The 5,878-nt window shown below is 31.7% G+C and carries 9 protein-coding genes; all 9 read right to left on the bottom strand.

The window, feature by feature from the left end; all coding sequences use genetic code 11:
- A partial coding sequence (locus DFQ08_RS16240; protein WP_181858424.1) for a DDE-type integrase/transposase/recombinase occupies nt 1–281 on the bottom strand: 281 nt, incomplete at its 3' end.
- A 209-nt stretch (nt 282–490) separates the two neighbouring features.
- A complete protein-coding gene (locus DFQ08_RS15795; protein WP_090842496.1) occupies nt 491–925 on the bottom strand; it encodes a helix-turn-helix domain-containing protein in 435 nt (144 codons plus the stop codon).
- A 210-nt stretch (nt 926–1,135) separates the two neighbouring features.
- Nucleotides 1,136–2,071 (bottom strand): retropepsin-like aspartic protease, encoded by a 936-nt coding sequence (locus tag DFQ08_RS15800; protein WP_114311014.1) that lies wholly within the window; start codon nt 2,069–2,071, stop codon nt 1,136–1,138.
- An 818-nt stretch (nt 2,072–2,889) separates the two neighbouring features.
- The gene (locus tag DFQ08_RS15805) at nt 2,890–3,177 is read right to left on the bottom strand and encodes a type II toxin-antitoxin system RelE/ParE family toxin (RefSeq protein ID WP_114311015.1); all 288 of its coding nucleotides are present in this window, start codon (nt 3,175–3,177) and stop codon (nt 2,890–2,892) included.
- Nucleotides 3,170–3,409 (bottom strand): ribbon-helix-helix domain-containing protein, encoded by a 240-nt coding sequence (locus DFQ08_RS15810; protein ID WP_066257237.1) that lies wholly within the window; start codon nt 3,407–3,409, stop codon nt 3,170–3,172. The genes DFQ08_RS15805 and DFQ08_RS15810 overlap by 8 nt, the downstream gene beginning before the upstream one ends.
- A gap of 194 nt (nt 3,410–3,603) precedes the next feature.
- On the bottom strand, nt 3,604–3,855 hold the full coding sequence (locus tag DFQ08_RS15815) for a hypothetical protein (protein WP_147269491.1): 252 nt from the start codon (nt 3,853–3,855) through the stop codon (nt 3,604–3,606).
- A gap of 10 nt (nt 3,856–3,865) precedes the next feature.
- Complete coding sequence (locus DFQ08_RS16245; protein ID WP_181858425.1) at nt 3,866–4,021, bottom strand: hypothetical protein; 156 nt, start codon at nt 4,019–4,021, stop codon at nt 3,866–3,868.
- Between the two features lie 472 nt (nt 4,022–4,493).
- Nucleotides 4,494–4,910: a hypothetical protein gene (locus tag DFQ08_RS15820; protein ID WP_114311017.1), complete on the bottom strand. Its 417-nt coding sequence runs from the start codon at nt 4,908–4,910 to the stop codon at nt 4,494–4,496.
- 394 nt (nt 4,911–5,304) lie between these two features.
- Nucleotides 5,305–5,772, bottom strand: a complete 468-nt coding sequence (locus tag DFQ08_RS15825; RefSeq protein WP_114311018.1) for a type II secretion system protein GspG — start codon at nt 5,770–5,772, stop codon at nt 5,305–5,307.
- Nucleotides 5,773–5,878 lie beyond the last annotated feature (106 nt).

The following is a 5,878-nucleotide window of genomic DNA, read 5'->3' on the forward strand; positions in this document are numbered from 1 at the left end:
CTGTCAGAATGATGAATAAGCTTTTGATTGGTATATTTTCTGTTTTTAATAGCCATAGCGAGCGCATCTGTGCAAAGTGATGTTCTCATGTGGTTGTCGAGTTTATATCCCATTATTTGCTTAGAATAGGCGTCTGTGACTAACGCTAGATAGTTGTGCCCATTTTCTGTTTTAATGTATGTTATGTCGCTAACCCATAGTTGTTCCGGTCGAGTAGGAACGTGGTCTTTAACAAGGTTCTTATATTTTTTGTACATATGGTTTGAGTTTGTCGTTGTCATGTAATTTTTAGTTTTGGGAATCAAAAGATTATTTAGTCTAAGGAAGTGATAGAACTTGTCTCTACCTATCTTGATATCAGCGTTAATAAAGTCTTTCTTTAACTCCTTGTGTAGTTTTATTCCGCCAGTTTTAGAGCCTACTTTTTTACGGTAGTCCTTGACCATCTTGATCATTTTTTGATGATCTATTTCTTTTTTCTGTTGCGTTCTTAGTCTTTTGTAGAAGGCTTGTTTAGATATCCCAAAACATCCATAGAGCCATTTTCTTTTATACGCTGTTTTTTCTTTTGCTCTATCTCTTTTGCTAATGTTTTGGGTAATGACTTTTTTGACATATCGACACCTGTAATAAGTTCCATATCAGCAATAATGTCCTGTTGGAAGTCTTTTTGGAACTCAAGTTCTTCAATCTTCTCCTTTAGCTTTTTAATCTCATCGTTTTTACTCATACCCATGTTTTGTTGTACTAATGTACTGTATTTTCTTAACCAATAGGAAATAGTTGTTCTCGGAATATCATATTTTTTAGAAGCTTGGTTGTTTGAAATCTGACCATTTAAGATTTGGTCAACGACTAAAAGTTTGGTTTCTAAAGTTGCTTTTTGATAGCTTTTTTTTAGCCAGTGTTCATTTTTTGTTTTCATAAGTGACTATAATTAAGTGTTTAATTTTTAGTCAACCTATTTCAGGAAAGTACATTTTTAGTATTGCTCACAACGTGTTTGTGTATGGTTAGTGGCGTGGTTTAGCAACTAATTTAGCAAACTTTTACGAACCAGAGAAAATTCCGCAGGAATTTTCGCAAGTAGGCAAGAACCAAGCAATTAATTATACACGGTGTTGTGCGTAGGCTTTTATTCAGAGTTATTATTTTCTATTAGCTTTATTTTTTTACTATTCCAATTTAGAATTACTCGATAATTTTTAAAAAAATCTAAACCAAACCTTCTACTCAAATATTGCTCTGAATATACTTTTTGGTTTTTTAAAATAGTATTTCCAAATTCTAATTCATTAACAATTCCTGTGTAAGATATCCTTGCATTGTCTTGTTTTCCATAAATTCCAATAGAACCGGTTGTTTTAGATTCAGTGAAATCTGATATTTGACCATTTTCTTTTTGCTTTTCAAATTCGGAAAAAGGTATAACTAAATCTCCATTATAGCCAAAATCGACATCAAAATTCCAAACTTTTTCACCATTTATTTTACAAGCAATAGAAGGTATTCCTGCATATCCAATAAATAACTTATTTTCAATTATTTTTTCAGGTAAGCTTAATTTCGATTCATTGTCAGTTATAATAATTTGTTTCTTATCAAAATCAATATCCCAAATAGCGTGTTGCATTAAACTTGAACCAATAAATCCGTCAATATTGAGAGAAGACCACATTGATATTGAATTAAAATCATTTATTAAGGCTACTGTTTCAACAAAATCTATTTTTCCAATTCCAATAGATTCTATTCTAGTATATTGATTAGTTTGTTTTTTATTAAAAACATCAGAAACATTTACAGAGTCAATAATTTTCAAATTTAAACTTTCAGCAAGTTCTTTTGACACAAGAGTTGGTGTCCCAGTATCAAAAAGAAAATTATAATTTTTATTATTTATTTCTACAGGAACAATTATCCAACCATTTTTAATTTCGAAAGGTAAAGTAACTTTAAAGTTTTCTTGTTTTGTTTTTCCTTCTTTAAAGTATTTTACTGCTTTGCTAGTTGCACAACTACTTATTAAAATTAATATTATTGAATAGATAAATACTCTTGTTTTGTTCATGTATTTCAATTTTGTAGATGCTGTTTTTAGCTTACGCACAACGTGTTTGTGTATGGTTAGTTGCGTGGTTAGGCAACTAAGTTAGCAAACTTTAACGAACCCGTGAAAATTCCGCAGGAATTTTCGCAAGTAGGGAAGAACAAAGCAATTAATTATACACGGTGTTGGCAAATCGTTTTTTATTCATTCATATTTTTCCTTTTGCACTCAAAGCTTTATAGCTAAAACCTTTTGGAAATTTTCCTTGACAAGCATCATTCATTGTATATGGCGCTTCCCACTTGAACCCAGTTCGATTGTTAATTGATTCGAACAAATACATTTCAACCGTTTTTTGTTTGTCGTTTTTTAGAAACTTTGCCACTACGATATCTCCAACTTTAAAAGGACTATAAGCTTCTCCAATTAAAGGAACGTCGATTATTAATTCCTATTCAAAATTCGAGTTGTCAAATTCTACTTTGCATTTTACTACAATATCTTTTCCTCCACCAAAATATTCATTGTTTCCCAAAACATTGGTTATTTCGGCTTTTCCGCAATTCAGGTCAGATTCAGTCCACTTAGATTCCGATTTTTTATTTCCACAAGAGAAAGTCAAAATCAAGCTTAAAAGACAAGTTATTAGTTTTTTCAAATTCGTATTTCGGTTTTTCACAAATGTTTGCCAACGTGTTTGTGTATGGTTAGTTGCGTGGTTGAGCAACTAAGTTAGCAAACTTTTACGGACCAGAGAAAATTCCGCAGGAATTTTCGCAAGTAGGCACGTAAAAAGCAATTAATTATACACGGTGTTGGCAACAGTTTTTATTATTCCGTTATAGTTTTTCATTCAAGTCCTGTCTTCCAACAATTGCCATTATATCTATAATATCTTCATTAACTTTAAAATAGATACTATCAGCTCCATAAACACAACGTCTATAATCTTTTTTTATATATTCAGCTGATTCAAAAGAATAAGGTCTTTGGGAAATAATGTCAAAATATTCAAAAAATGATTCAAAATACTTATCCGCTTGAGTCATTCCGAATTTTTCAACTCCATAGTGATGGATTCGGATTAAGTCATTTTTAGCTTCGTTACTTAATCGATATTTAGCCATTAAGTAAAGTTTTTGATTGAGCTAAAATTTCATTTTTCGATTTGCTTGTAAATCCGCTATTTTCAGCTTTTTCCAATTTAGTTCGAACCCAATCAATTTCGACTTGTTGTTTTCTAGCTTGTCTAATTAAATCGTTTACTAATTCGCTTTTGCTTGAATATTCTTTTCCATTGACTTGAGCTTTCAGCCATTCGTCGTTAGGTTCTGTAAATGATATACTTTGTCTTGACATAATTTGATTATTTGGTGTAAATATACATCAATTACGAATCATTTGCAAATTGTTGCCAACGTGTTTGTATATGGTTTGTTGCGTGTTTCAAGCAACTAATTTAGTAAATAATTACAGACCAAGAAAGTCCGCGAGGACTTTCGTAAGTAGGTAAGAAGTCAGCAATAAATTATATACGGTGTTACCTGCAGGCTTTATTTTTTCATTCTATTCAGTCGTTGGAATATTCTTTCTCCTAAATCTATATTTCCGACAAAATCGTCCCATTGGCAAGTCGGTGCGAACCAAATCCATAAATCTTCAATCACGCTTTTATCTCCGTTTTCTAATTTATTAATTCGGTCAACAAGGTCTTTGTGGAATTCCTCCGCAGATAAATGTTCTCCAGAATAACCACCAGAGTATTCAGACAAGATTTTTTCCGCTTTCTTTAAGTCAGATATCAAAGAGTCCATTTTATTCCGATTCTTGAAAATATTCGTAAGCATATCCTTCTATTTCTCCATTTAATTGATTTCCGTTTTCGTCTTTCAATTCATACGTTTCTTGTATTCCTCCAATTGAAGCACAACCATCTAAACCTAAAAGGATAGTATAAAAAACATCAGTCAAAGTCGAAATGCGATGCCTTTCGACGCATCTGGTTGCGCAGTTTCTCACAGCAATGACGCTTTTTTTTGGAAAAGAACGATACAGAACGCAAGCCTTAACTTTCTGAGAAATGCCGAATACAGGAACAGAAATAAGCGGATTTTCCAACGAAATAGAATACTTAAACAACTTAAAAAAATACGCTGAAAAATTGTTTCGGGACAGCACGAGATATTTGCAGAAAACGCAACGACCTTTGTGCGTTTAGTTCTCCAAGAAAAAGTTTTTCGAGCTAAAAGTTAATAGATAAAAAACTAAATTTCGGACAGCATTTCAAATTGTAAATACTAACGAAAAAACACTCGGCACGTATTGTTGCTAACGGTCTCGTATAACCGTCAGTTACGGGTTAATATGCGTTAATTTTCGGTTTAACACAGACTTTAGCAATTCCGAGTGGATTCGGACGTAGTCGAATCCGCCGTAATTGCGGTTATACATTGTTGGCAACAGTATTTTCTATTATAATTTCAGTCAGTTTGTCAATATCGACTTTTTCAATTTCGCTTAAATCCAGTTCAATTTTATTTCCGTTCTTTTTCACAACAGTGAGGATTCCGTTTTGTAAATCAGTTGACTTCACATCTTTGAAATTAATTGATTTTCCAAGAAATGATTTAATTCGAATCGTGATTCCAGCTTTATTCCATCCAACATAATATTTTCCAAAACTCATTCTGGCAAAGTAAATTACCATTCCAACTGAACCAATAATTCCCAACATCTTATTCCATTCAGTTTTAGTTTCTCCAAAGATTTCAAATGTTCCAGAAAACATACATATAATTGTCAGAATTAGTAAAATTCCATTTTTCCAATCATTGAGTTTATTAAATCTTATTCTGTTCATATTCGTTCTGTTATATTGTTGCCAACGTGTTTGTGTATGGTTAGTTGCGTGGTTAGGCAACTAAGTTAACAAACTTTTACGAACCCGTGAAAATTCCGCAGGAATTTTCGCAAGTAAGCAAGTAAAAAGCAATTAATTATACACGGTGTTGTAGCACGTTTTTTTATTTATATTCAATCATAATTAATCAGTACAATTATTAGAATAACATAAAATATTGTGCCCAAAGTCATTAAAATTAATTTTCGACCCATTTTATTGTCTGAACTCCTTTTTATGCCTGGGTTGTGATGACTGTATGTTCCATTTAATCTAATCAATATTAGATATAAAGGGCCTAAAAAAAAGAGTTTAAGGTCAGAGTCAGTATATTTTTTAGACGTGCTCATTATTTTTATTCCGATTTAATGTCATCTTCAGTTCCAAATTTTCCGTCTAAACCAGCAGACGTTATTAAAAATCCTTTTCCGTTCTCTGTAATCGTAAATTCATATTCTCGATTCCAAGCATCTTTTGTCCAATCTTTTCTTAAAGGACTATTTCCGATTAATTCATTCAATTCTGTTGGGTATTTTCCGAGATTTTTATTCCAGTTTTCCATTCTCTCGCTCATTTCCGAGATTTCCTTTTCAGTTTTTTTTGGAAATACAGATGTTCTTTGATAAGTAAAAAATAGAACAGCACTAAAACTTCCAATGATAAAAACAGCAATAAACATTAATGCACTTGGTTGCATAAAATACTTTTGAATCGGTCTTTTAATTCCGTCTTCTTTTTCCTTTTTACTTATCCGTTTTTGATGTTTATAATCTTCACGAATTAGTCCAAATTCAGCTAAAGTTGAAAGTATTAATTCTATCATTTAGTTCGTTTTGTATTATACTGAAATAGGTTGACTCTTTTTGGTTACTATTTAGATAGTTCAAAAGATTTTTTTTAGCCGTTTAGAAGGCAAAAAAATAGTTTGA

It is taken from the genome of Winogradskyella arenosi (genome assembly GCF_003337305.1).
GTDB lineage: Bacteria > Bacteroidota > Bacteroidia > Flavobacteriales > Flavobacteriaceae > Winogradskyella > Winogradskyella arenosi.

What these genes read in the sequence shown, in the direction of transcription:
- DFQ08_RS15795 (WP_090842496.1), bottom strand. Translation starts at nt 925, where the DNA reads ATGAAAACAAAAAATGAACACTGGCTAAAAAAAAGCTATCAAAAAGCA.
- DFQ08_RS15800 (WP_114311014.1), bottom strand. Translation starts at nt 2,071, where the DNA reads ATGAACAAAACAAGAGTATTTATCTATTCAATAATATTAATTTTAATA.
- DFQ08_RS15805 (WP_114311015.1), bottom strand. Translation starts at nt 3,177, where the DNA reads ATGGCTAAATATCGATTAAGTAACGAAGCTAAAAATGACTTAATCCGA.
- DFQ08_RS15810 (WP_066257237.1), bottom strand. Translation starts at nt 3,409, where the DNA reads ATGTCAAGACAAAGTATATCATTTACAGAACCTAACGACGAATGGCTG.
- DFQ08_RS15820 (WP_114311017.1), bottom strand. Translation starts at nt 4,910, where the DNA reads ATGAACAGAATAAGATTTAATAAACTCAATGATTGGAAAAATGGAATT.
- DFQ08_RS15825 (WP_114311018.1), bottom strand. Translation starts at nt 5,772, where the DNA reads ATGATAGAATTAATACTTTCAACTTTAGCTGAATTTGGACTAATTCGT.